Consider the following 22,550-nt stretch of genomic DNA (forward strand, 5'->3'; position numbering starts at 1 on the left):
TTCCGAATTTTGTTTTATAAGAAAAATAACTGTTATGAGATTTCATTCTCCGCAAAACCTGAAAACCATTGCAGACATTATCGGGGCAAAGCATATCGGGCCTGAAGATTTTGAAGTCCTGGGAACCAATGAAATTCACAGGGTGCAGCCCGGTGATATCGTTTTCGTCAATCATCCCAAATATTACGATAAAGCGTTGCAGTCTGCGGCAACCATCATTCTGATCGATAAGGAAGTAAAATGTCCTGAAGGAAAAGCTTTGCTGGTTTCCGATGATCCGTTCAGGGATTTTAACAAAATCAATACCCACTTTACCAGGATCTATAATTTCACCGAAGAGCTGCATGATGTTGAAATTGGTGAAGGCACACATGTCCATCCTTCAGCAGTATTGGGAAACAATATAAAGATCGGGAAAAACACCCTGATCTTCCCTAATGTAGTCATTGGTGACCGTACCGTGATTGGCGATAATGTTATTATTCAGTCGGGAACCGTTCTGGGTGGCGATGCCTTTTATTACCGCAAGCTTAATGGCAATTTCGACCGGCTGATTTCAGTAGGAAATGTAATCATTGAAAACAATGTCGAGATTGGTAACAACTGTACCATAGACCGGGGTGTAACTGATTCCACAGTGATCGGCGAGGGTTCTGTTTTAGATAACCAGATCCAGGTAGGACACGATACGGTTATTGGTAAAAAATGCCTCATTGCTTCCCAGGTGGGTATTGCAGGGTGCTGCATCATTGGTGATGAAGTCACTATTTGGGGCCAGGTGGGCATTGCTTCGGGCAATACCATTGAAGCGGGAACCGTCCTGCTTGGGAAAACCGGAGTTAACAGAGACCTTGAAAAAGGGACCTATATCGGGATGTTTGCAGAAGATTACAAAACATACCTGAAGAAGGAAATTAAATTGAGAAACCTGGAATAAACAAATTATTTTCGTTGGTCTATAATCAAAGAAAAATAAGTAAATTTGTGAGCATTAATAAACAAAGAATAAATTAAAACAACAATAAAATGTCAATTTTAGTAAACAAAGATTCTAAAGTAATTGTACAAGGATTTACTGGGAACGAAGGGACTTTCCATGCAAGCCAGATGATCGAATACGGAACCAACGTTGTAGGTGGGGTTACTCCGGGAAAAGGAGGGAGCGAGCACCTTGGAAAGCCAGTATTCAATACAGTAGCTGAAGCGGTTGAAAAAGCCGGAGCCAATGTAACGATCATCTTCGTACCGCCAGCATTTGCTGCTGATGCTATTATGGAAGCTGCAGAAGCGGGAATTAAAGTAATCGTATGTATTACTGAAGGAATTCCTGTGGCAGATATGGTGAAAGTAAAATCTTATATTGCTGACAGAGACTGCAGACTGATTGGTCCTAACTGCCCGGGAATCATTACTTCTGAAGAAGCTAAAATTGGGATTATGCCAGGTTTCGTTTTCAAAAAAGGAAAAGTGGGAATCGTTTCAAAATCAGGAACCCTTACTTACGAAGCGGCTGACCAGGTAGTGAAAGCCGGATTCGGAGTTTCTACAGCGATTGGTATCGGTGGAGACCCAATCATTGGAACCACAACCAGAGAAGCACTGGAATTATTCATCAACGATCCTGAGACTGAAGCTGTAGTAATGATCGGAGAAATCGGTGGAGGACTGGAAGCTGAAGCAGCAAGATGGTACAAAGCCAGCGGTTCTACAAAGCCGGTTGTTGGATTCATCGCAGGACAGACGGCTCCTAAAGGAAGAACCATGGGGCACGCAGGAGCTATTGTAGGAGGTGCAGAGGATACGGCTCAGGCTAAAATGGAGATCATGAGAGAAAATGGGATCAATGTTGTGGATTCTCCGGCTGACATCGGTGCTACTGTAGCCAAAGTGTTATCGTAACATTTAACAAACAACATATGAAAAAACTTTTATTAGCCTCAGCCCTCATGTTTTCCGCTTTATTTTTTGCGCAGATTGATTTCAGCAGCACAAGATTCGGGATTACGGCAGGCGGCAACTATTCCCGTGTAAAAAATGCTCACAACCCCTCAGGGCCAAGATACACATTTCAGGCAGGAGCATTGGCTCTGATTCCCGTAGGAACAGGAAACCAGTTCTATCTTCAGCCGGAAATCCTGTATTACGGCGCGGGGGAAACAGGAAAGAACAAGGATGCCAAGGGCGCAGACGGATACAATGCCGTATACGCCAATAACTACCTTAGTGTTCCCGTTTATTTCAAAGGATACTTTTCCGAAGCGGAATCGGAATTCTTCGGAATGGTTGGACCGAGATTTAACTTTTTAGTGAACCAGACGGTTAAAAATGCGCCGTTAACAAGGCCGTATTACAATCCCGATGTTACAGATCCTGCTTATCCTGCGATCAGCGGAAAGGCTAACAGCTTTAACTTCGGTATCGGTTTAGGAATCGGATACAGCTATAAAAGACAGCTGGAACTTGCTATAAAGTATGATTTTGGTTTATCCAATACCTATCCGAATCTTGTAGAGACCTGGACTAAATCCAGTGATACGGAAAAGAGCAAATCTGAGCAGGTACTCAGTATCGGGCTCAGCTATATCTTTCAGTAAGAGAATAAAAAAAGATATTTAAAAGAAGACTCCGGAAGCAAAGCTTCCGGGGTTTTTATATTGAATATTTTATCTGATTAGCCGCGAATCCATTTCCATAGTTCTTTCAGGGTCGCCTTGTTGCCGTACATCAGAATACCTACCCGGTAAATCTTACCGGCAAGGAATATCATAAATACAGTGGTGCCTAACAGCAGGAGTATAGAAAGGGCAATCTGCCATGCCGGAACACCGAAAGGTATTCTGGCGATCATTGCTACCGGAGAAGTAAACGGGATGATGGACAGCCAAAAGCCCAGAGGTCCGTCAGGATTGTTCATCAGCGTAAAACTGCCGTACATCCCCAATGTTAAAGGAAGGATGGCAAAGAGGGTAAACTGCTGGGTTTCTGTTTCATTATCAACGGCAGAACCTATGGCAGCATAAATAGAGCTGTAAAAAATATACCCTAAAAGGAAGAAGATGATGAATACGAAAATAATCAGCGGGAAATTCAGTTCCAGCAGGCTGTGGGAAACCTCCGTGGCAATCTGGGCCACATCAAGCTTTTCCGTAATGCTTTCCCCGGCTCCCGGAATATTTTTCTGAATAGAGGTGAATCCGGTATTTAAAATCAGGGCTCCGATCACCGACATGGTAATCCATACGATAAACTGTGTAAGGGCAACCATTGTAACGCCAAGGATTTTCCCCATCATCAGTTCAAAAGGCTTTACGGAAGAAATGATGATTTCCACCACGCGGTTATTTTTCTCTTCCAGGACGCTTCTCATTACCCGAACTCCGTAAATAATGATAAACATGAAGGTTACATACATCAGAAGCATGCTCAACCCGGATTTTACGCCGAAAGCAAGGTCTGAATCCTCTTTGTTACCTTCAGCGATATTGATGGTTTTCAGGGTAAAAGCTTTGTCAAGGTCATACAACTGCTTTTCTGCAATCCCCATTTCCCTGATTTTTTCCTTTTTGATGACATTGTTGATGTCATTAATGATCCGCTGCTTGGTATCAAATCCTATTTTATTGTTGACAACCAACCGTATATTATTCTGAAGGTCTTTGAAGTCCCGGTTTTTAAGTTCCGGTAAAATCAGGATTCCGTCCAGCGACTCATTGTGTTTGAGGGTTTTCATATGGGCCTGCTCATCTGCAGCCGGGATGAAAATATAATTGATCTTGTTATCAGAAGGCAATTGATTTTTGAACAGTCCACTTCTGTCTACTACCTGGATGACGTTATGCGATTCATTAGCTTTAAACATCAGCCCTATGACGGATCCGAATGCTATAAGCATGATTGGGGCAAGTAAAGTAAGAATAATAAAGGATTTTTTCTTAACCTGGGTCAGGAATTCCCTTTTGGTGATTAAAAATATATTGTTCATAGTCTATTAGGAAGGGTTACTCACAGCATTAATGAATACTTCGTTCATACTCGGGATTTTTTCTTCGAACGACCTGATCTTTCCGGCCTGCACCAGATCTGAGATAATCAGGTTCTGGTCATTTTCATTTTTCAGGTCGAAGGACACCAAATGGTTGTGATGTGACAGGTTAAAAATGCCGTACTTATTTTTGAAATGCTCAAATCCGTTTTCATTGACGTCAGAAAGTGTAATGCCAAAAATATTTTTCTTGAATTTTTCCCTTACGTCAAATACCTTTCCATCAATGATTTTTTTAGAATTGTTGATCAGCGCAACGTAATCGCACATTTCTTCCACACTTTCCATCCGGTGGGTGGATAGGATGATGGTGGTGCCGTTATTTTTGAGGTCGATGATCTGGTCTTTGATGAGATTGGCATTGACAGGATCAAAGCCTGAAAAAGGCTCATCCAGGATCAGTAGATGAGGCCTGTGAAGTACCGTAACGACAAACTGTATTTTCTGGGCCATCCCTTTAGACAGTTCGGAAAGCTTCTTTTTCCACCATTGGTCGATGTGGAGCCTTTCAAACCATAGTTTTGCTTCGTTCTGAGCATCTCTCTTGCTCATGCCTTTCAGCTCTCCGAAATAGATGATCTGGTCACCTACGCTCATATTTTTATATAGTCCCCTTTCCTCAGGCATATAGCCGATATCCTTAATATGATCGGGGTTAAGCTTTTGTCCGTTGATGAAGACATTTCCGGAATCTGCCTGGGTAATCTGGTTGATGATTCTGATGAATGAGGTTTTGCCGGCTCCGTTCGGGCCCAGAAGTCCGTAAATACTTCCTTTCGGGACATCGATACTGAAATCATCCAGTGCGGTCTTCTTTCCGGCATTATAGGTCTTCGTAATATGTTCAGCCTTTAGCATTCGGGTTTTGATTTGTAAGGATAAAAATGTCGCCGAAAGTTACGGAATTATTAAACGAGATAGGCCCGGAAATAAAAAATCCTGATGATTATCAGGATTCAGCTTATTGTTTTACGATCTGTGTGACCTTTTGGGTATTGTCACTCAGAATATACCGGATCAGGTATTTCCCCGGTTTCAGTTTTTCAAGATTGATTTCCCCGGAATTCATGTTCACTGTATAATTCGCCACCTGGGTGCCCAGGATCGAATAAAAAGTCACACTTTTGATTTTCAGGGAGGCGTCTTTGGCTTTTACGATCAGAAAGTCCTTCGCCGGATTAGGATACGCTACCAGAACCCCGTCATCAGATTTCTGGGAAACAAATCCCGGTTCTCTCAGCTGAGCTTTGGCATGGCCGGAAAATCCGACAAGAGCACCTGTAAAAAGAAATAAAAGTAAAAGTTTTTTCATCAAATAATTATTTCGGATAGATTTAACAGCAAAAATATAAAAATCTACCCGTCTCTGCAATAGTATTTTGTACAACATATAGTAAATTTGCATCAAAATGTTCAAAAAGTATTCCAAATGATATATTCAAGAAACAGAAGGCTGAGAGTAAACGATTCTATCCGCAGTCTGGTAAGGGAATGTACCCTTACCACCAATGACTTTGTAATGCCGGTTTTTGTTATGGAGGGTCAAAAAAAAGAGGAGCCGATTGCTTCAATGCCGGGGATTTTCAGAAGAAGTTTAGATTTAACGGTGAAAGAATGTAAGGAACTGTTTTCTTTAGGCGTAAAATCCGTTAACCTCTATATGAAAGTATCCGATCATCTTAAAGATAATACCGGGAAAGAGGCGTGGAACAAAGACGGATTGATGCAGCAGACCATCAGGGCTATCAAAGATGCGATTCCGGAAATGATCGTGATGCCGGATGTGGCCCTTGATCCGTATTCTATTTACGGACACGACGGGATTATTGAAAACGGTAAAATTGTTAATGATGTAACCAATGAAGCACTGGCCAGAATGTCAGTGTCCCATGCTGAAGCCGGTGCAGATATCGTGGCTCCGAGCGACATGATGGACGGGAGGGTTCAGGTCATCCGTGAAGCCCTGGAAGAAAGCGGGTTTACAGATTTAGGGATTTTAAGTTATTCCGCTAAATATGCAAGTTCGTTTTACGGTCCGTTCAGGAGTGCCCTGGACAGTGCCCCGAAAGACGATATGGAAATTCCGAAGGATAAAAAGACCTATCAGATGGATTTCCATAATTCCAGGGAAGCGATGAATGAAGTATTCAAAGACATCGAAGAAGGAGCAGATATCATCATGATCAAACCAGGATTGCCTTACCTGGATATCGTTTCCAAAGTCCGTGAAGCGATTGACCTTCCGATTGCAGTATATAACGTAAGCGGGGAATATGCCATGGTGAAAGCTGCAGCACAGAACGGCTGGCTGGATAACGATAAAACCATCATCGAGAGCCTTACCTGCTTCAAAAGAGCCGGTGCGGATATGATCTTCACTTATTTTGCTAAAGAAGCGGCAATGATCCTCAGAGACAGATAAGTTATGAGTAAAGAGTTATAAGTTATGAGTGATTTTCAGCAAACTCATAACTTATAACTCTTTACTCATAACTTTCATCAGCTTATATCAAAATCTTTACCTTTTGTAAACGTTGCAGCGAAAGGAGCCTGGCTTCCTGAATATTTCAGTACGAAGTGCTTTTGGGTATCCGTATTCACTTTAGCATCCACTTCCACATGATCTGTCTGGAAACTTACCTCCAATCCTACACCAGCATCCTTTTCCAGGAAAATTTCAACGCTTTCGGCATAGAACAATGCGGTGCTCAGATAATTGAATTTGATATTTTTACGGTAGGTTTTGGATTTAGACTGTGTGAAAATGGAAAAGTTCCTTAAAATCTCAATGCCCGGCGAATCAATATTGGTGATACGCGATTTCGTAACCCCATTAACCCGTACGGAAAAAGTTTTGGCATTCTTAATATTCCCGTTCACGCCGATGTTGAACAATGAAGGAAGGGAAAGTCCATACTCAATCATGCTGTCCTTTGTGAATTCAAAATCAGGGATCAGGGCAGGATTTTTAGGGATGTTCATGAGCTGATGCTTTACATAATTCAGGTTGTCACCGGAAAACAGGTATCCGATGAGGTTATTGCCTGTAGTCCGCCAGTTCCTTCCGTTCCATTCAAAAATTTCGCCCAGCAGCGTATCTGTGGAAGAATGCGGAAGAAGATCCATATCCTGCCATTTGAAAACTTCCTTTGCGTAAGGCCTTCGGTCGATGATGCTGATTCCCAGGTCGAGAGCCAGGAGGTCCGTTAATTCTTGGTTATTGTCCATAATAGTAGTTCTGTTGATTGGTCGTATAAAATTATGGCAAAAAAGCAGAACAGCCTTACACTTTTGTGTTAAAACTTAGAACCAGCCTTTTCTGCCATAGACATAGGTGTCGTCAAACTGCTTATCGCTCATGAAAAGGTAGATGATCCCTTCGATAAAAGGAATGACAGAGGCTGCCCCAACGGTAACGATATTAAGCACCAGCTGGATGATACCTTCTTTGGTATATCCAAGGTAGAACTTACTCAGGGCGAGCCAGCCAACCAAGATTCCCAACAGCGCGGCAGGGACTTTCTTCTCTGACCGGTAAGGAAAGTTGTTATTGTTCGGGTTCTGTTGATCTTCTGTTGTGTAACCGTAATTTTCCATACTTGTATTTTTAAAGATTATGAATGATTAGTGTTGAAATACCTGCAGAAGTTACACCTAAAGCCTAAAATTCTCAGGGTTAAAAAACCAAAGATAGTATTTGTATACAATGCGATAACTTGCTGCAATTTTATATATTTGCCATATGATTTTACGAGGAGAAAACTTAATCAAGGAATACGGTCCCAAAAAAGTGGTGAAAGGCGTTTCCGTACAGGTTCAGCAGGGAGAAATTGTAGGATTGCTTGGCCCGAACGGTGCCGGTAAAACCACTTCTTTTTACATGATTGTGGGATTGGTAAAGCCTACCTCCGGTAAAATCTTCCTCGATAAGCAGGAAATCACTACAGATGCCATGTACCGCAGGGCGCAGAAAGGAATCGGATACCTGGCTCAGGAAGCTTCGGTGTTCAGGAAACTTTCCGTGGAAGAAAATATCATGGGTGTATTGCAGCTGACCAAGCTTTCCAAACGTGAGCAGCAGATGAAATGCGATGAACTGGTTGAAGAATTCTCATTGCAGCATGTGCGCAAAAACCGTGGAGATCTTCTTTCCGGAGGTGAGCGGAGGAGAACGGAGATTGCAAGGTGTCTGGCTACCAGTCCGAACTTCATCCTTCTTGATGAGCCTTTTGCCGGAGTAGACCCTATAGCGGTGGAAGACATCCAGAAAATCGTACGGAGTCTGGTCGATAAAAATATCGGGATCCTGATCACGGATCACAACGTTCAGCAGACTTTAGCCATTACGAACAAAACCTACATCATGTTCGAAGGACGGATCCTTAAAGAAGGGCTGCCTGAAGAGCTTGCCAATGATCCGCAGGTACGGGAAGCTTACCTGGGTGAAAACTTTGTTTACCAGAGCCTTTCGGATAAATCCAAAAAGAAGAAATACCTCTATAACATCTGGGCAGGAAATTTCGATTCCAAAACCCAGCTGCAAAGCTTTGTGGACGAGAATTTCTCCCAGTTTGACGACCTTAGGACCATGCACGGCTTTGAAGACATCAGCTTTGCATCCCTCGCCAATTCCGAAATTGAGCATATCTTCAATGATGTGATTGACAAGAATGCCAATAATGCCTATGTATTCCAGAAAAAAGAAATCAATTCTCAGTATTCCAAAGAGCAGGCAGAAGCCGAATCGAAGGCAGCAGCACGTCCGGAACTGCATTACGTAACCACATATGTGTATGAAGGTTAATATTTAAAATAAAAACTTCTTGTTTAAACATAGAATAAAACGTACCTTTTCTTTCGGAAACGGTACGTTTTAGTTAAATGAAGTCATGGCAAAACCTTTTACCAGAACCCTAACTTTATTCGGAATCTATAAGCAGCTGATCGTATTCATCCGCCCATACCGGCTAATGATCTACGGAACGCTGTTTCTCACTTTTCTCGGTGCTCTGGCCGCACAGGTTAACCCTATCGTCCTGAAATATACGGTAGATGAGGTCACGCAGCTTACCAGATTACCGCATCCGATGTCCGAGGGAATACATGTTTTAATTGTTATATCGGTCATCCTCCTCGGCAAGGAGCTGCTAAATATCTTCATCAACTTCGGACAGAAGTTTTACGGAGAGAAAATACGCATCAATGTGAGTTCGGTTTTAGCACAATCTGCCATCGACAAGATCCTTACCTACAGAGTAGCCTATTTCAATGATGAAAACCATGATTCCGGAAAGCTCCAGATCAGGATCGACCGGGGTATTGAAAGCCTTACAAGGCTGGTTCAGAATTTCTTCATCGATATGCTGCCGCTATTCTCCAATGCCTTTATTGCACTGATCATCATGTACATGCAGAATGTATACGTGGGTGCGGTTTCCACAGTAATTGTACCGGTATACTTCTACATCAGTTCATTACAGGCAAAAAAGCTGAGCGGTGTACGAAGGAACCTGAGAAATCAGCGTGAGCAGAAAACTTCAGGCCTTTTAAACCTCATCAGCTCCATTATGGTCATTAAAAGTTTTGTCAGGGAAAAATTTGAGGGCAAGAAGCAGTATGACCTGCAGATGCAGCTGATGGAAAGCCAGATGTTCACGCGCAGGACCAATTTTATCTATGACGGACTGAAGACGTTCATCGAGCAGTTTGGTGTTGTACTTATTATCCTGTTAACGGTCTATCTGGTTTTGGACCAGCAGATGACCATTGGAGCTATCATGCTTCATATTATGCTCTTTAATAACGTTTCTGCGCCTATCCGGCAGCTGCACAGGATTTATGACGATATGAACGATGCGATGATCTATGCAGAAGGCTATTTTGAAATCTTAAATGCCGATGATGAAATAGAACCGGACGGAAAGTTTCAGGAAAAAGATATCAAAGGGACTTTTGAACTTAAAAATGTCAATTTTACCTATCCGAACGGAACACAGGCCCTGCATGAAGTTTCCATGGTTATTGAAAACGGGAAGACCACAGCACTGGTAGGATTAAGCGGTGCCGGAAAATCAACCGTAATCAACCTGCTTTGTAAGTTCTACCTTCCCGATTCCGGCTGTATTATGCTGGACGGCATAGACCTGAATGAATATGAAAATACTTTTCTCAGGAATGATCTCGGCCTTGTACTCCAGAAAAACCATATTTTCCAGGGGAGCATTGAAGACAATATAAGGTACGGAAATATGAATGCCAGCTTCGAAGAAATTGAAGCAGCCGCTAAAAAGGCGTATCTGCATGATCAGATCCTGGATCTTCCGGATCAGTATCAGCATGATGCCACCCAGCTCTCAGGAGGGCAGCAGCAGCGGATTGCCATTGCAAGGCTCTTCCTGAAAGATCCTCCCATCATATTCCTGGATGAACCTACGGCCAGTCTGGATGCAATCGCTACGGAACAGATCAAAAACTCACTGGATGCCATCAAAGAAGGCCGGACCGTAATTATTATTTCGCATTCACTGTCCCAGATCCTGGATGCCGATACGATTTACGTCATGAAAAAGGGGCGGGTAGTGGAGCATGGAAGTCATGATGAACTGGTACAAAAGAATGGAACCTACCGGGAAATTTTTGATGCTTCGGCAAGAAGCCTGAACCTGGATAAGCTGGTAAGTACGTTTAAAGAGCAGTAATGTATTAATGTATCAATTTAACAATGTAACAGTGTAACAGTGTAACAATGACCTTGCATTAATAATCATTCATCATTCATCAATTATCATTTATCAATCATCACTCATCCCAATGAACGACCATTATCTCAAAAAACTCGACAGGGTTACCGCTATTCTCACCCAACTGCAATCCAGACCTCTGGTGCGGGCACAGGATCTCGCGAAAAAGTTTGAGGTAAGCATCCGTACGATTTACCGCGACATCAAGACTCTTGAGAATGCCGGAATTCCCATTGTGGGTGAGGCAGGAAGCGGTTATTCACTGATGGATGGTTACAAACTTCCTCCGGTGATGTTTACCAAGGAAGAAGTTCTGAGTTTTATCACCGCAGAAAAGCTGATGCAGAATTTTTCGGATCAGAGCCTGGGTATCCATCATCAGAATGCCATGGAAAAGCTGCGTTCCGTACTGAGGCATTCAGATAAAAACCTGATCCAGAGCATTGAGAAAAAGGTTGATATATTCAACTACCCTCCGGTGTCCGGCGAGCACATCAAAAATGTGATTCCCATCATCATGGAAAGCATAGCGGAAAAGCGGCAGCTGACCATAGAATACCGTACGGTAGACGAGAAGATTTCCACCAGGACTGTTGAAGTCGTAGGAGTCTTTTTTGAGTTCAATTACTGGTATTTCATGGCTTTCTGTACCTTAAGGAACGATTTTAGGCAGTTCAGGATCGACAGGATCCGGCAGATTATGAAAACGCAGAATCCTTTCCTGCAGGAGTACGGACAAATCAATGATTACCGAAGCAAACCTAATGGAAACAAGACCAGAGTAAGGCTTATGGTCGATAAAAAGATCGTGGGGCACCTAGTGAATTCCAAAAAATACTATGGGATCATAGAAGAAATACTCCATGAAGAAGGGATTGAAATGATTTTTGAAACCGACTGGATTGAAGAAGGATTCCCGCGTTGGCTGATTACTTTTGCTGATTATGCCAAAGTTCTGGAACCCGATTCTCTGAGAAGTAAAATAAGAGAGTTGGCTGAACGTATCCTGAACAGATTGTAATTCAGAATGGTACCGCTGCCAGTCACGTTTAACAGATCATCAAATTCCTTTTGAATAATAAATAGTATTTTTAATCAGGATAATATATTTAAGCAATTCTGATTATGAGATATATTTTTTCACGGTGTTTACTGTTTGTACTGTTGATGTGTTCCGCCGCTGTTTCAGCATGCTCTGCATTTCTTCTGAAAGGCCATGATTATTGTGTGGTTGGCTTTAATGAGAACTGGAAAACCATGCCGGGAATGATTGTAGTAAATAAGCGGGGCATCCTTAAACGCAACATCAGCTGGGAAAACCTTACCACAGATAGTGCTGTACCGGCAACGCAGTGGAAATCCAGATACGGGTCTGTCACCTTTAACCTTCTGGGGTATGATTTTCCATGTTACGGAGTGAATGAAAAAGGATTGTTCCTGGTAGAGCTTTACCTGGAAGAGACCGGTAGAGTCAGGAATCCTTCACAGCCTGATATGTTCTGGGCCCAGTGGATACAGTATCAGCTGGATCATTACACATCCGTAAAAGAAGTGGTAAACAACCTTAATAAAGGCCCCAATATCGACTGGTGGCCGAATGCTGCCGGAAGTCATTTTTTCCTGACGGATGCCAGAGGAAATACTGCGACCATTGCTCTGCTGGACGGAAAATATAAGGTGTTAACGGATAAAGATATGCCTATGCCGTTGCTGTGCAATAACCAATACCATAAAGATCTGCAGGAAGTGCAGAAATTTGATTTCTTAGGCGGAAAGGAAAAGTTCAGCTTTGATCAGATGAACCAATGGGAAAACCGTTACAGCCGTGCATACTATATGATGAAAAACTATACGCAGGACAAAAAGCCTGTAGACTACGCCTGGAATATCCTGAACTCTATCCATCCCGGTGAATGGCAGACGGTGATTGATGTAAAAAACATGAATCTTTACTTCCGTTCAGACCTCAGGAAAGAAATCAAGACCATCAATCTCAGCGGGCTGGATTTTTCTCAAAATGCTTCCGTACGCTACCTGGATATCCACACAGACCGTTTGGGAGAAGTGAATAAAGATTTTGAGGTACTGACTTTATCTAAGAATAATGAATATGTTGAAAAGGGATTTCCTGTAGGATATGACAATAAGGAATTTCCGGTTTCGGATATCTTTACTACCATTAAAAGGAATATAGCTGAGTTTTTCAGGAATATTTTACCGGCTTCCTGACATCAGGCCTTTCTGAACGAAATAAAATGAGTCCCGTAACGTGCGGAACTCATTTTTTAGGCTGTTTATGTAGGATTCTGATTTAAGAAATCTACAGTTTAAACAGCAAACCTTTCCCAGAAAAACGGGGGCTCAATACCCAATGCTCTCAGGTATACATAGCCCTGGCCGCGGTGATGGATTTCGTTATCAATGAAATACATAATATTCTGATACACCGGGAATTCATACTGCCCGAAAAGATTGAAGGATTCCTGGAAACGCTCTTCCGGAATGCGGTTGAAATAATCGTGAATCACTACGGTTTCCTCATCCCATTTTGCCAGAAGCTCCTCTTTGGTGGAAGGTACAAAAGCTTCTTCATCCAAAGCATCGGTTTTGTTTTCTACAATTCCTCTCAAAGCCGGGCCACCGATGCTGATCAATTCAACGGCCATTTTGGCGAAGGTCCTCATCCCGGCGAGGGAAAATTCAAATAAATCCTTTTCAGGAAAGGCTTCGATTACCCTTCTGGTAAGGTTGCGGTGCCCCTGCCAATGTTCCAGTAGTTGTGCAGAATTCATAAATTTTCCGGTGGCTGTTGATGTCTGTGTTGATGTCATAATATTCATTTTTAAGTTGTTTGTATGACAAAGGTAAGACCGATAGATGACAGCAGTCTGTCAGTAGGAATTCGTGATAAAAAAAAATTTTTAAATGAATTTAAAATCTTGCTAATGAATCTGCAATCACATTTTGCCGTTCCCGTACATCATTCTAAATACCTCAGCAATATGATGTAATATGGTAAGGCTTAAAAATCGTACAAAAAGCTTGGTCGTTTTACTGTGAAAAAGTATTTTAGTACTATGAAAATTTACACGAAGACAGGAGATAAAGGGCAGACCGCTCTTTATGGCGGCACCAGGGTTTCCAAAGCCAGTGCCCGTGTGGAAAGCTATGGAAATATAGACGAGCTGAATTCATTCATCGGCATTGCCAAGAGCCATATAGAAGATGCGGAAGTCCTGAAGCAGCTGAAAAAAATCCAGTTTGACCTCTTTACCGTAGGCTCTGAAGCGGCTACTCCCGTAGATAAGCTGATGCTGGCCAATGGAAAATCCCGTCTTCCCCTGATAATTTCTGAAACGGAAACTGAAGAACTGGAACAGTGGATGGATGCATTTGACGAACAGCTGGAACCCCTCCAGTATTTCATCCTGCCGGGTGGCGGAAAAGCAGCAACCTTTCTTCATGCGGCACGCACGATCTGCAGAAGGGCAGAGCGTTCACTGGTTTTCCTTAACGAATCCGAAGAAGTGCGCCCGGAGCTGATCAGGTATCTGAACAGGCTTTCAGACTATCTTTTCGTCGTTGCAAGGTATGTCTCTAAAATCAATCATGAACCGGAAGAATACTGGAATCCGAATGAGCGGTAAAGCATTGCTCTTCATCAATGGGGAAGCTCCGAAAAGCCTTCCCGATCCGGAATTTTACGGACTTATTGCCTGTACGGACGGGGCTTTTCATTACCTGAAGCGTCAGCATTTCCCCCTTGAAAAGCTCGATTTTATTTCCGGTGATTTTGATTCGCATACGGGAAATGACGAAAATGTGTATCAGGACAAATTTATTTTTACCCCGGATCAAAATAAAACCGATTTTCATAAAGCTCTGGAAATTATTTTGCAGAAAGGATTTACTGAAGTGGATGTTCTGGGAGGAAGCGGCGGCGAACAGGATCATTTCCTGGGGAATCTTACGGTAGCCTATATGTTTAAAGACCGCATGAATATCCTGTTTTATGATGAATTTTCAGAGTATTTCTTCATACCGAAAAACTTTTCCCTGACCGGCATTCAGGGCAGGATGGTGTCACTGTACCCATTTCCTTCCGCTGATCATATTGTGACAAAAGGCCTGAACTGGCCCCTGGAAAATGAAGCTCTCAATATAACTTCCAGATTAGGCACACGGAATTTCGCAGCTGAAAATGAGATATCAGTCTCTTATGAAACGGGTGACCTGCTTATTTTTATCGGGAAGCCATACTATTAAAATCTTTTATTTTTGATATCCTGATTGTTACCAGGATTATGAAATGCAAAATCCATAATAACTGATTTTTCCGGTTTTAAAGGCAAAAAATACTGAGTTTGATGCTGTTCTGGCGGTTAAAAGGCTATTTAAAATTTATAAAAAATTAACACCAAAAAATCAAAGTTTTTTAGCAATTTTGTACTCCTTAATTCTCCTATCTAGAAATGAAAATAAAATATTCGGAACTCATTGACCAGACGCTCTATTTTCCTACCGAGGAATTTAATGTTTCTGAGAATAATCTGTTGTTCCATGACATCCCCCTGATGGATGTTGTTGAAAAATTCGGCACTCCGTTGAAGATCAGTTACCTGCCGAGGATTTCCCAAAATATTCAGAAAGCAAAAAGCTGGTTCAGAGGTGCTTTTGAAAAGACCGAATATAAGAAAAATTATACTTACTGCTACTGCACAAAATCCAGCCATTTTAACTTCGTCCTGGAAGAGGCCCTAAGGAATGATATTTCCATAGAAACCTCAGCTGCCTATGATATGGACATCGTAAAATCGCTGTATGAAAAAGGGAAAGTAGATAAAAATATTGAAGTAATCTGCAATGGATTCAAGACGGATGATTATCTGGCGAAAATTTCGGAAATGATCAACAGCGGTTTTGAAAACATTACTCCGATACTGGACAATTACCGTGAGCTGGATAAGCTTACTGAAAGCATTGATACCACATTTGATATCGGAATCAGGATCGCTTCCGAAGAAGAACCAAAATTTGAGTTTTATACCTCAAGGCTTGGGATCGGATACAAGGATATCATCCCGTATTACAGCCAGAAAATTGCCGAGCATCCCAATGCAAGGCTGAAAATGCTGCATTTCTTCATCAATACCGGGATTAAAGACACGGCTTATTACTGGAATGAATTGTATAAGTGTCTCCGGGTATATGCCCGTCTGAAAAAGATCGCTCCCGAAGTGGATTCCCTGAATATCGGGGGAGGATTTCCAATAAAAACCTCCCTGAACTTCGATTATGACTACCAATATATGGTGGAGGAAATCGTTTCCCAGATCAAAAAATTCTGCGAGGAAGAAGGGGTGGAAGAGCCGAATATTTACACGGAGTTCGGAAGCTTTACCGTAGGGGAAAGTGGGGCCAACCTATACAAAATTATTTCACAGAAACGCCAGAATGACCGTGAGAAGTGGAATATGATTGATTCTTCATTCATGACTACACTTCCGGATACCTGGGCAATTTCTAGGCATTTTATTATGCTGCCGCTGAACCGTTGGGAAGATACCTATGAAAGGGTATTTTTGGGCGGACTTACCTGCGATTCAGATGATTACTACAATTCTGAACAGCATACCAATGCGATTTACCTGCCGGTTTTCAGTGATACCAAACCATTATACATCGGATTTTTCCATACGGGTGCTTATCAGGAAACCATCGGAGGATACGGTGGTGTTCACCATTGCCTGATGCCGCAGCCAAGGCATGTCCTGATCCAGAAAGATGAGAACGGAGAGTTCCAGTATGAGATTTTCCGTGAGAAACAGGAACCTGAAGACATCTTAAAGCTCCTGGGTTACCAAGGATAAGAGTTAATACCAAATAAATAATAAAAAGCTATCAGTTTAAACTGATAGCTTTTGTTTTTAAAAGTATTTGGAAATTTTTTCCAGTTCAAGTTCGGGGTAATCCGAAACTACGGTATCTGCCAGGGTATAGTCCTGGTCTTTGGAATGCGGGCTCCTGTAAGCGGCACAGAAAATGCCTGCCCGGTGAGAAGCGAGGATCCCGTTGGTGGAATCTTCAATTACCATACAGTTTTCTGCGGATTCGCCGGCCATTTCTGCCGCCAGGATAAATACTTCCGGATGAGGTTTTGACTCTTTCAGATCTGCTCCGCTGATCTTGCCGCTGAAATATTTTTCAAGCCCGAACTTTTCAAATACCATATTAATGGTAGTCATTGTAGCGGAAGAAGCCAGGATCAGGGTGATGCCGTTTTCGTAATAATGTTCAATCAGGTTTTTTACACCCGGAATGAGATCGAAATGCTCATCGTTGTAAAAGAAATCTTTAAAATATTCTCTTTTGATGCCTGCAATCTCTTCGTAGGTTTGGGAAAGGCCGAATTTTTCAATCAGGGTTTCACACACCTTTTTGGTGGAATATCCCGTAAATGTAGTGTACAATCCTTCCGGAACCTGTATCCCCAGGTCATCAAATGTTTTAAAATACGCTTTTCTGTGCAGCGGTTCCGTGTCTACAATAACGCCATCCATATCGAATAGCACAGCTTTTAGAGGCATAGTTGTTTTTTTTACAAAAGTAACCTTATAAAACCAAAGACTGAAACGTTTACAGCAAAAAAGAGGCCGGGAGGGCCGGAATATGCAAATTCCCTCATTAAGTTCATCTTTATAACTCCGCGACTATTTGTATCTTTGTGTCAAATATTTCAATCTTTAAATCTATAATACAGCATGAGAACATACGCAGGAATTCCTGAAGAAAATGCATCACTGGAAAACGCTAAAGTAGTACTGGTTACCGTTCCTTATGACGGGACATCCACCTGGGGCAAAGGAGCAGACAAAGGTCCTGAATTATTCCTTGATGCTTCCGAGAACATGGAGCTTTATGACATTGAAACAGGAACCGAGCCTTACCTTCAGGGGGTATACATGGCCGGGGAAGTTTCTGAAAATTCCACTCCCGAAGCAATGACGGAAGCCGTATACCAGAAAACCAAAGAACTTCTGAACCACGATGGAAAATTATTTACCCTTTTCGGGGGCGAGCATTCCGTGTCGATTGGCTCCATCCGTGCCGTTGGGGAGAAGTATGAGAACCTGACTGTTCTTCAGCTGGATGCCCACACCGATCTGCGTCCTGAATTCCACGGGTCTACATCCAACCATGCCTGTGCGGTTTTTGAAGCCAACCAAAAACATAACCTGGTTCAGGTGGGAATCCGTTCCATGGATATTGAGGAAGCTGAGTATTTACCGGAAGGGAGGGTGTTTTTTGCGCATGAGATCGCTAATAATGAAAACTGGGTGAACGATGTCCTTGAAAAAGTTTCTGGGAATGTGTATATCACGATTGACCTTGACGCGTTTGATCCTTCTATTGCGCCTTCTACCGGAACTCCTGAGCCGGGCGGCCTTCAGTGGTATCCTACCCTGGAACTGCTGAGAAAAGTATTTGAAAAATGCAACGTGGTTGCTTTTGACATCGTGGAGCTGATGGATTCCCCGATGGCTAAACCAAGTGCATTCCTGGCTGCTAAGCTTTACTACAAAATGCTGGCGTATTACCATCTTAATCAATAATGCATTCCGCAGGAACCGGATTTTTTCTGTCGTGTATTTTCTGGAAATTTGTGGAATAAAACGGAATGATATGTTTACACAAAGTCAGATCAATTACCAAAGAATTGCCAAGGCTATAGCCTACATACAGGAAAATTTCCTGCTTCAGCCCGGGCTGGAGGAAGTAGCGGAAAAAATACACCTGAGCCCTGCTCATTTCCAGAAGATATTTACGGAATGGGCGGGGACCAGTCCTAAAAAATTCCTTCAGTACATCAGTCTGGAGCATGCTAAAAAGCTGTTGCATGAGGGAAAAGCCAGCGTTGCCGATACGGCCTATGAAACCGGGCTTTCCAGCACCAGCAGGCTGCATGAGATGTTCGTGAATATTGAAGGCATGTCCCCTGCCGAATATAAGAATGGCGGCAGGAGCCTGGAAATAAGTTATAGCTATTCAGACAGTCCGTTCGGATCCATCCTTACGGCTTCAACGCAGAAAGGGATCTGCCATATGGCTTTTGAAGAAGATAAAGAAAAAGGATTGGAAAATCTGAAGCTCAGGTTTCCCAATGCTTCTTTTTTGGAACATCAAACAGCATTTCACATCAGTGCCCTGTCCATTTTCAGTAAAGACTGGAACAGTCCGGAAACAGTGAAGCTTCATTTGAGGGGGACGGATTTCCAGCTTAAAGTCTGGCAAAGCCTTCTTACCATTCCGGCAGGAAAGCTCTCAACATACGGAAGCCTGGCAGAAAAAATAGGCCATTCCCGAGCGCCGCGGGCGGTAGGAACGGCTATCGGCAACAATCCTGTCGCATTTCTGATCCCATGCCACCGCGTGATCCTGTCTTCCGGTGAAATCGGAGGCTACCATTGGGGAAGCCACAGGAAGCAACTGATTATCGGCTGGGAGAACGCGCTTACTGATCCTGAAAATCTGTCTTTTTCCTGATTCTTTAAATTCTTACCGCAATTCCTATTCAGGGAATGGTATACAGCTGTAAGATCATCAGGATCACAGTAAAATTATTTACCTTTAATGGATCAATATATAGTTCACATTCATTATGCTCAGCCTTTTTGAAAATCCGTCAGAAAATCCGGTCAATATCCTTCCATATGATGGTACGGTTCATTATTATGGGAAGGTGTTTTCGGGGGAAATGTCAGAATCTTATTATACCTACCTTTTCAGCCAGATTCCTTGGGAGAACGATGAGGCCATTATTTTCGGCAAGCTGATCACCACCAAGCGAAAAGTAGCCTGGTTTGGGGACCAGCCATTTGAATACACCTATTCCAAACTCACGAAACGAGCCATAGCATGGACTCCTGAATTGCTGGAATTAAAGAAGAAATGTGAAGAATTAAGCGGCGAAACCTATAATTCCTGCCTGCTGAACCTGTATCATGACGGAAACGAAGGAATGGCCTATCACAGCGATGCGGAAAAAGATCTTAAAAAACATGGTGCCATTGCTTCACTGACGTTCGGAGCAGAGCGGAAATTTGCTTTCAAGCATAAAACAACCCAAGAAAAGATTGAGCTGTGGCTTGAAAACGGCAGTTTGCTGGTGATGAAAGGAACCACACAGGACCACTGGCTGCACCGCCTGCCGCCGACTACCAAAGTAAAAACACCCAGAGTCAATCTTACGTTCAGGACGATTGAAGGATAACGGTGCTATCCAGTTAAAATAGATGATGATTATATAAGAATATTGAAAAAGGCAGGCCTTAAATACAATATGCTCTGTTTAAAAATCAGGTGTTAGTCTTCTACTGCTGTTTTTTCCTAATGACCACATGGACGTTCACAGCTGTTTATGGTCTTTATCTCTCGCAGATAAGCAGATTACACAGATTGTTTTAACGTATTAAAAACCGTAGATTTTTAAGTTTTGTGTTCTTCTATTTTCTTCATCATTCTCATTTGCCAAAAAAACTTTTGTGACTGTTGTGGTTTATAATCTCTCGCAGATCTAACAGATTACGCAGATTATTTTTCCACGCATTTTTAAAAATCATAGATTTTTAGAGGCTCATGTGTTCTTCTTTTTCAAAGCTGTTTTCTTTAAATTTGCTTATGTTTCAAAAACATAATCCCTTTCGACACCATCACACCTGCTCTTTGTTAAGTTATTTTATATGCAGTTTAATTCTCACGAATATCTATAATCGTTTTTCAATCTTTTATAGGTTCGGAATATCATTGGCTAAGATTTTAAAAGAATGTTTAAACAAGGATCTATTTCAGGACCTGCGCTTCTATTGAACTGTCATCAAAGACTTTAATGAACGCCTTTGTATAATCTTGCGGTGTGGCAAAATTAGGGTTTTCCATAAATTTCTGTGGGTTAACAGCGAAAAGTGGAAACCATGTACTGCTGATCTGAACCTGGATTTTATGTCCTTTCTTAAAGGTATGGACAACATCCTGAAGCCTGAAGTTGACGGCTGTTTTCGTATTCGGAATCAATGCTTCTGCTTTTTCCTTTGAATTCCTGAATCGTGCAGGCATAATTTCGCTCCTCACCATCTGATGGTAATTGCCATAAACTACCCCTTCTTTCTTTTCGGCAGGTTTGAAATCTTCCGGATAGACATCGATCAGCTTAACGGCGAAATCGGCATCAGTGGAAGTGGTGGCGATATTCAGTTTGGCCATCAGTTCGCCGGCAAAACTAAGGTCATCAGTTAAAACATCTGTAGTAAAGGTGAGTACATCAGGCCTTCCTTCTGCAAACCGTTGGTCCTCGGACATATAGTTCCTCGGGGTAAACCCGTTGAAATCTTTAAGGTTCACAGAGCTTACCACAGGATTGCTGGGATCGCTGTAATATTCAGAATATCCTTGTCCGGCAGACGGTTTAAGCGTTCCTGATGCCAGGTAGAAATTAACCTTTTGAGCCTCTTTCGGAGGATAGGTGGCAAACTCCTTCCAGGCTTTTGCTCCCGTATCGTACATCAGTGCTTCCGGCAAACCAGCGTCTTCTTTGGTATTTCCTTTCAGGTAGTGGTTGAAAAAGCGTGTTTCTATGTTCTTCTGGTAATAAGTTGCAATGCTGTCTCCGAAATAAATATCATTATGGAAATGCTTTCCCTGTTCATATGACCACCCTCCATGGGAAAACGGGCCCATAACGATGGTATTTTTAGCTTTCGGGCTGGTCTTTTCAATGGTTTTATAAATGTTGAGCGGACCGGAAAGATCTTCAGCGTCAAACCATCCGCCTACGGTCATTACTGCATGTTTGATATTTTTCAGGTGCGGAAGCAGGTTCCTTTTCTGCCAGAAATCATCATAGTTGGTATGGTTCATAATTTCTGTCATGAAGAAATTGTCTTTATAATACTTTTCGTATCCGTCTTTCAGGGTGCCCATATCCCGGTAAAATTTAAGGCCGTCATCCGATTTTGCTTTGATCATGGAATCCGAATACCAGGCCTTGTTTTCCGGTTTGGTCTTCTGTACTCCGAAAACGGGAAAAGTTCTGAAATAAGCCAGCATGAACCTTCCGTTATGCAAGAAATCATCATTCCAGAAATTGGATATCGGTGCCTGAGGAGATGAAGCAACGAGTGCAGGGTGGTCTGCGAGAGTGCCTACGGCAGTATAAAATCCAGGATAAGAAGTCCCGAACTGTCCCACTTTCCCGTTGTTGTTCTTGATGTTTTTAAGAAGCCATTCGATGGTGTCATAGGTATCTGTGCTTTCATCCACATCTTTCTTAGTCTTGTGGTCCACCTGCGGGGTCATATTGGTGAATGTTCCTTCACTCATGTACCGCCCGCGCACATCCTGATAGATGAAAATATACTTGTCTTTCATTAGGTATTCATTAGGTCCCAGTTTGGATCGGTATTCCTTGCCATAAGGAGCCACACTGTAGCATGTCCTCTGCATCAGGAAAGGATACCTGTTTTTGGAAGAGATATCTTTGGGAATGTATACAGCCGTAAAAAGTTTGACACCGTCCCGCATGGGGATGTATACTTCCTCTTTGGTAAAGTTCTGTTCTACAAAATCATCGTCCTGACGTTTGCCCTGTGACCTGGCCACCATGAAGAATATAAGAAGCAGAATGGATATGCGGAGTTTCATACGTATAATTTGGAGGCTAAATTATAAATAAAAAACATTTTAAAACATGCGGAGCTTTAAAAATGAAGGAA

At 42.4% G+C, this 22,550-nt stretch carries 21 protein-coding genes and 1 pseudogene; 14 read left to right on the top strand and 8 right to left on the bottom strand.

From position 1 onward, the window contains the following. Positions 1 to 34 precede the first annotated feature (34 nt). The 3 genes from QE404_RS01525 to QE404_RS01535 all read left to right on the top strand — a co-directional run bounded on the left by QE404_RS01525 (position 35) and on the right by QE404_RS01535 (position 2,594). A complete protein-coding gene (locus QE404_RS01525; RefSeq protein WP_307445684.1) occupies positions 35 to 937 on the top strand; it encodes a UDP-3-O-(3-hydroxymyristoyl)glucosamine N-acyltransferase in 903 nt (300 codons plus the stop codon). An 89-nt stretch (positions 938 to 1,026) separates the two neighbouring features. Then, positions 1,027 to 1,899, top strand: a complete 873-nt coding sequence (gene sucD / locus QE404_RS01530; protein ID WP_100076874.1) for a succinate--CoA ligase subunit alpha — start codon at positions 1,027 to 1,029, stop codon at positions 1,897 to 1,899. 17 nt (positions 1,900 to 1,916) lie between these two features. Continuing rightward, entirely contained in the window at positions 1,917 to 2,594 is a 678-nt protein-coding gene (locus QE404_RS01535; RefSeq protein ID WP_307445688.1) for a porin family protein, read from the top strand. Between the two features lie 77 nt (positions 2,595 to 2,671). Here the strand turns inward: QE404_RS01535 and QE404_RS01540 are convergent, their stop codons facing one another. The 3 genes from QE404_RS01540 to QE404_RS01550 form a co-directional block, all read right to left on the bottom strand. After that, a complete protein-coding gene (locus QE404_RS01540; RefSeq protein ID WP_307445691.1) occupies positions 2,672 to 3,982 on the bottom strand; it encodes an ABC transporter permease in 1,311 nt (436 codons plus the stop codon). Positions 3,983 to 3,988: 6 nt separating this feature from the next. Then, positions 3,989 to 4,900, bottom strand: a complete 912-nt coding sequence (locus QE404_RS01545; protein ID WP_307453664.1) for an ABC transporter ATP-binding protein — start codon at positions 4,898 to 4,900, stop codon at positions 3,989 to 3,991. Positions 4,901 to 5,003: 103 nt separating this feature from the next. Further along, entirely contained in the window at positions 5,004 to 5,354 is a 351-nt protein-coding gene (locus QE404_RS01550) for a T9SS type A sorting domain-containing protein (protein WP_307445694.1), read from the bottom strand. Positions 5,355 to 5,471: 117 nt separating this feature from the next. Here QE404_RS01550 and hemB point away from each other — a divergent pair, with 117 nt between their 5' ends. After that, positions 5,472 to 6,464 (top strand): porphobilinogen synthase, encoded by a 993-nt coding sequence (gene hemB, locus QE404_RS01555; protein ID WP_307445696.1) that lies wholly within the window; start codon positions 5,472 to 5,474, stop codon positions 6,462 to 6,464. Between the two features lie 77 nt (positions 6,465 to 6,541). Here hemB and QE404_RS01560 read toward each other — a convergent pair whose 3' ends face one another. Further along, positions 6,542 to 7,270: a hypothetical protein gene (locus QE404_RS01560; RefSeq protein WP_307445699.1), complete on the bottom strand. Its 729-nt coding sequence runs from the start codon at positions 7,268 to 7,270 to the stop codon at positions 6,542 to 6,544. A gap of 75 nt (positions 7,271 to 7,345) precedes the next feature. Next, on the bottom strand, positions 7,346 to 7,639 hold the full coding sequence (locus QE404_RS01565; RefSeq protein ID WP_307445702.1) for a TM2 domain-containing protein: 294 nt from the start codon (positions 7,637 to 7,639) through the stop codon (positions 7,346 to 7,348). A 145-nt stretch (positions 7,640 to 7,784) separates the two neighbouring features. On the opposite strand from QE404_RS01565, the pseudogene lptB reads away from it, so the two are divergent. The 4 genes and pseudogenes from lptB to QE404_RS01585 form a co-directional block, all read left to right on the top strand. Further along, positions 7,785 to 8,510: pseudogene (gene lptB / locus QE404_RS01570) on the top strand (LPS export ABC transporter ATP-binding protein); the annotation flags it as partial. Between the two features lie 502 nt (positions 8,511 to 9,012). Then, positions 9,013 to 10,740 carry an ABC transporter ATP-binding protein gene (locus QE404_RS01575; protein ID WP_307453318.1) on the top strand — a complete coding sequence of 576 codons (1,728 nt, stop codon included), beginning with the start codon at positions 9,013 to 9,015 and terminating at the stop codon, positions 10,738 to 10,740. Between the two features lie 112 nt (positions 10,741 to 10,852). Next, positions 10,853 to 11,803: a helix-turn-helix transcriptional regulator gene (locus QE404_RS01580; RefSeq protein WP_307445706.1), complete on the top strand. Its 951-nt coding sequence runs from the start codon at positions 10,853 to 10,855 to the stop codon at positions 11,801 to 11,803. 104 nt (positions 11,804 to 11,907) lie between these two features. Further along, the gene (locus QE404_RS01585) at positions 11,908 to 13,011 is read left to right on the top strand and encodes a linear amide C-N hydrolase (RefSeq protein ID WP_307445708.1); all 1,104 of its coding nucleotides are present in this window, start codon (positions 11,908 to 11,910) and stop codon (positions 13,009 to 13,011) included. Between the two features lie 98 nt (positions 13,012 to 13,109). On the opposite strand, the gene QE404_RS01590 is transcribed toward QE404_RS01585, so the two are convergent. Further along, a complete protein-coding gene (locus QE404_RS01590) occupies positions 13,110 to 13,613 on the bottom strand; it encodes a DinB family protein (protein WP_307445710.1) in 504 nt (167 codons plus the stop codon). A gap of 246 nt (positions 13,614 to 13,859) precedes the next feature. Here QE404_RS01590 and QE404_RS01595 point away from each other — a divergent pair, with 246 nt between their 5' ends. The 3 genes from QE404_RS01595 to QE404_RS01605 all read left to right on the top strand — a co-directional run bounded on the left by QE404_RS01595 (position 13,860) and on the right by QE404_RS01605 (position 16,652). Continuing rightward, positions 13,860 to 14,429, top strand: coding sequence for a cob(I)yrinic acid a,c-diamide adenosyltransferase (locus tag QE404_RS01595; protein ID WP_307445712.1), 570 nt, complete (start codon positions 13,860 to 13,862; stop codon positions 14,427 to 14,429). After that, on the top strand, positions 14,392 to 15,048 hold the full coding sequence (locus QE404_RS01600) for a thiamine diphosphokinase (RefSeq protein WP_307445714.1): 657 nt from the start codon (positions 14,392 to 14,394) through the stop codon (positions 15,046 to 15,048). The genes QE404_RS01595 and QE404_RS01600 overlap by 38 nt, the downstream gene beginning before the upstream one ends. 206 nt (positions 15,049 to 15,254) lie before the next feature. Next, the gene (locus QE404_RS01605; RefSeq protein WP_307445716.1) at positions 15,255 to 16,652 is read left to right on the top strand and encodes an arginine decarboxylase; all 1,398 of its coding nucleotides are present in this window, start codon (positions 15,255 to 15,257) and stop codon (positions 16,650 to 16,652) included. Positions 16,653 to 16,709: 57 nt separating this feature from the next. Here QE404_RS01605 and QE404_RS01610 read toward each other — a convergent pair whose 3' ends face one another. After that, on the bottom strand, positions 16,710 to 17,369 hold the full coding sequence (locus QE404_RS01610) for an HAD family hydrolase (protein WP_307445717.1): 660 nt from the start codon (positions 17,367 to 17,369) through the stop codon (positions 16,710 to 16,712). 174 nt (positions 17,370 to 17,543) lie between these two features. On the opposite strand from QE404_RS01610, the gene speB reads away from it, so the two are divergent. The 3 genes from speB (at position 17,544) to QE404_RS01625 (ending at position 20,053) form a co-directional block, all read left to right on the top strand. Further along, a complete protein-coding gene (speB, locus tag QE404_RS01615; RefSeq protein WP_307445719.1) occupies positions 17,544 to 18,395 on the top strand; it encodes an agmatinase in 852 nt (283 codons plus the stop codon). Between the two features lie 70 nt (positions 18,396 to 18,465). After that, the gene (locus QE404_RS01620; protein ID WP_307445721.1) at positions 18,466 to 19,326 is read left to right on the top strand and encodes a bifunctional transcriptional activator/DNA repair enzyme AdaA; all 861 of its coding nucleotides are present in this window, start codon (positions 18,466 to 18,468) and stop codon (positions 19,324 to 19,326) included. A gap of 115 nt (positions 19,327 to 19,441) precedes the next feature. Next, entirely contained in the window at positions 19,442 to 20,053 is a 612-nt protein-coding gene (locus QE404_RS01625) for an alpha-ketoglutarate-dependent dioxygenase AlkB family protein (protein ID WP_307445723.1), read from the top strand. 569 nt (positions 20,054 to 20,622) lie between these two features. Here the strand turns inward: QE404_RS01625 and QE404_RS01630 are convergent. After that, positions 20,623 to 22,479, bottom strand: coding sequence for a CocE/NonD family hydrolase (locus QE404_RS01630; RefSeq protein WP_307445725.1), 1,857 nt, complete (start codon positions 22,477 to 22,479; stop codon positions 20,623 to 20,625). Positions 22,480 to 22,550 lie beyond the last annotated feature (71 nt).

The organism is Chryseobacterium camelliae (assembly GCF_030818575.1).
Taxonomy (GTDB): Bacteria; Bacteroidota; Bacteroidia; order Flavobacteriales; family Weeksellaceae; genus Chryseobacterium; species Chryseobacterium camelliae_A.

Coding starts and splice junctions, on each gene's coding strand:
- QE404_RS01535 (WP_307445688.1), top strand. CDS start 1,917: ATGAAAAAACTTTTATTAGCCTCAGCCCTCATGTTTTCCGCTTTATTT.
- QE404_RS01625 (WP_307445723.1), top strand. CDS start 19,442: ATGCTCAGCCTTTTTGAAAATCCGTCAGAAAATCCGGTCAATATCCTT.
- QE404_RS01550 (WP_307445694.1), bottom strand. CDS start 5,354: ATGAAAAAACTTTTACTTTTATTTCTTTTTACAGGTGCTCTTGTCGGA.
- QE404_RS01565 (WP_307445702.1), bottom strand. CDS start 7,639: ATGGAAAATTACGGTTACACAACAGAAGATCAACAGAACCCGAACAAT.
- speB (WP_307445719.1), top strand. CDS start 17,544: ATGAGAACATACGCAGGAATTCCTGAAGAAAATGCATCACTGGAAAAC.
- QE404_RS01605 (WP_307445716.1), top strand. CDS start 15,255: ATGAAAATAAAATATTCGGAACTCATTGACCAGACGCTCTATTTTCCT.
- QE404_RS01545 (WP_307453664.1), bottom strand. CDS start 4,900: ATGCTAAAGGCTGAACATATTACGAAGACCTATAATGCCGGAAAGAAG.
- QE404_RS01540 (WP_307445691.1), bottom strand. CDS start 3,982: ATGAACAATATATTTTTAATCACCAAAAGGGAATTCCTGACCCAGGTT.
- QE404_RS01620 (WP_307445721.1), top strand. CDS start 18,466: ATGTTTACACAAAGTCAGATCAATTACCAAAGAATTGCCAAGGCTATA.
- hemB (WP_307445696.1), top strand. CDS start 5,472: ATGATATATTCAAGAAACAGAAGGCTGAGAGTAAACGATTCTATCCGC.
- QE404_RS01575 (WP_307453318.1), top strand. CDS start 9,013: ATGATCTACGGAACGCTGTTTCTCACTTTTCTCGGTGCTCTGGCCGCA.
- QE404_RS01525 (WP_307445684.1), top strand. CDS start 35: ATGAGATTTCATTCTCCGCAAAACCTGAAAACCATTGCAGACATTATC.
- QE404_RS01560 (WP_307445699.1), bottom strand. CDS start 7,270: ATGGACAATAACCAAGAATTAACGGACCTCCTGGCTCTCGACCTGGGA.
- QE404_RS01580 (WP_307445706.1), top strand. CDS start 10,853: ATGAACGACCATTATCTCAAAAAACTCGACAGGGTTACCGCTATTCTC.
- QE404_RS01600 (WP_307445714.1), top strand. CDS start 14,392: ATGAACCGGAAGAATACTGGAATCCGAATGAGCGGTAAAGCATTGCTC.
- QE404_RS01630 (WP_307445725.1), bottom strand. CDS start 22,479: ATGAAACTCCGCATATCCATTCTGCTTCTTATATTCTTCATGGTGGCC.
- sucD (WP_100076874.1), top strand. CDS start 1,027: ATGTCAATTTTAGTAAACAAAGATTCTAAAGTAATTGTACAAGGATTT.
- QE404_RS01595 (WP_307445712.1), top strand. CDS start 13,860: ATGAAAATTTACACGAAGACAGGAGATAAAGGGCAGACCGCTCTTTAT.
- QE404_RS01585 (WP_307445708.1), top strand. CDS start 11,908: ATGAGATATATTTTTTCACGGTGTTTACTGTTTGTACTGTTGATGTGT.
- QE404_RS01590 (WP_307445710.1), bottom strand. CDS start 13,613: ATGACATCAACACAGACATCAACAGCCACCGGAAAATTTATGAATTCT.
- QE404_RS01610 (WP_307445717.1), bottom strand. CDS start 17,369: ATGCCTCTAAAAGCTGTGCTATTCGATATGGATGGCGTTATTGTAGAC.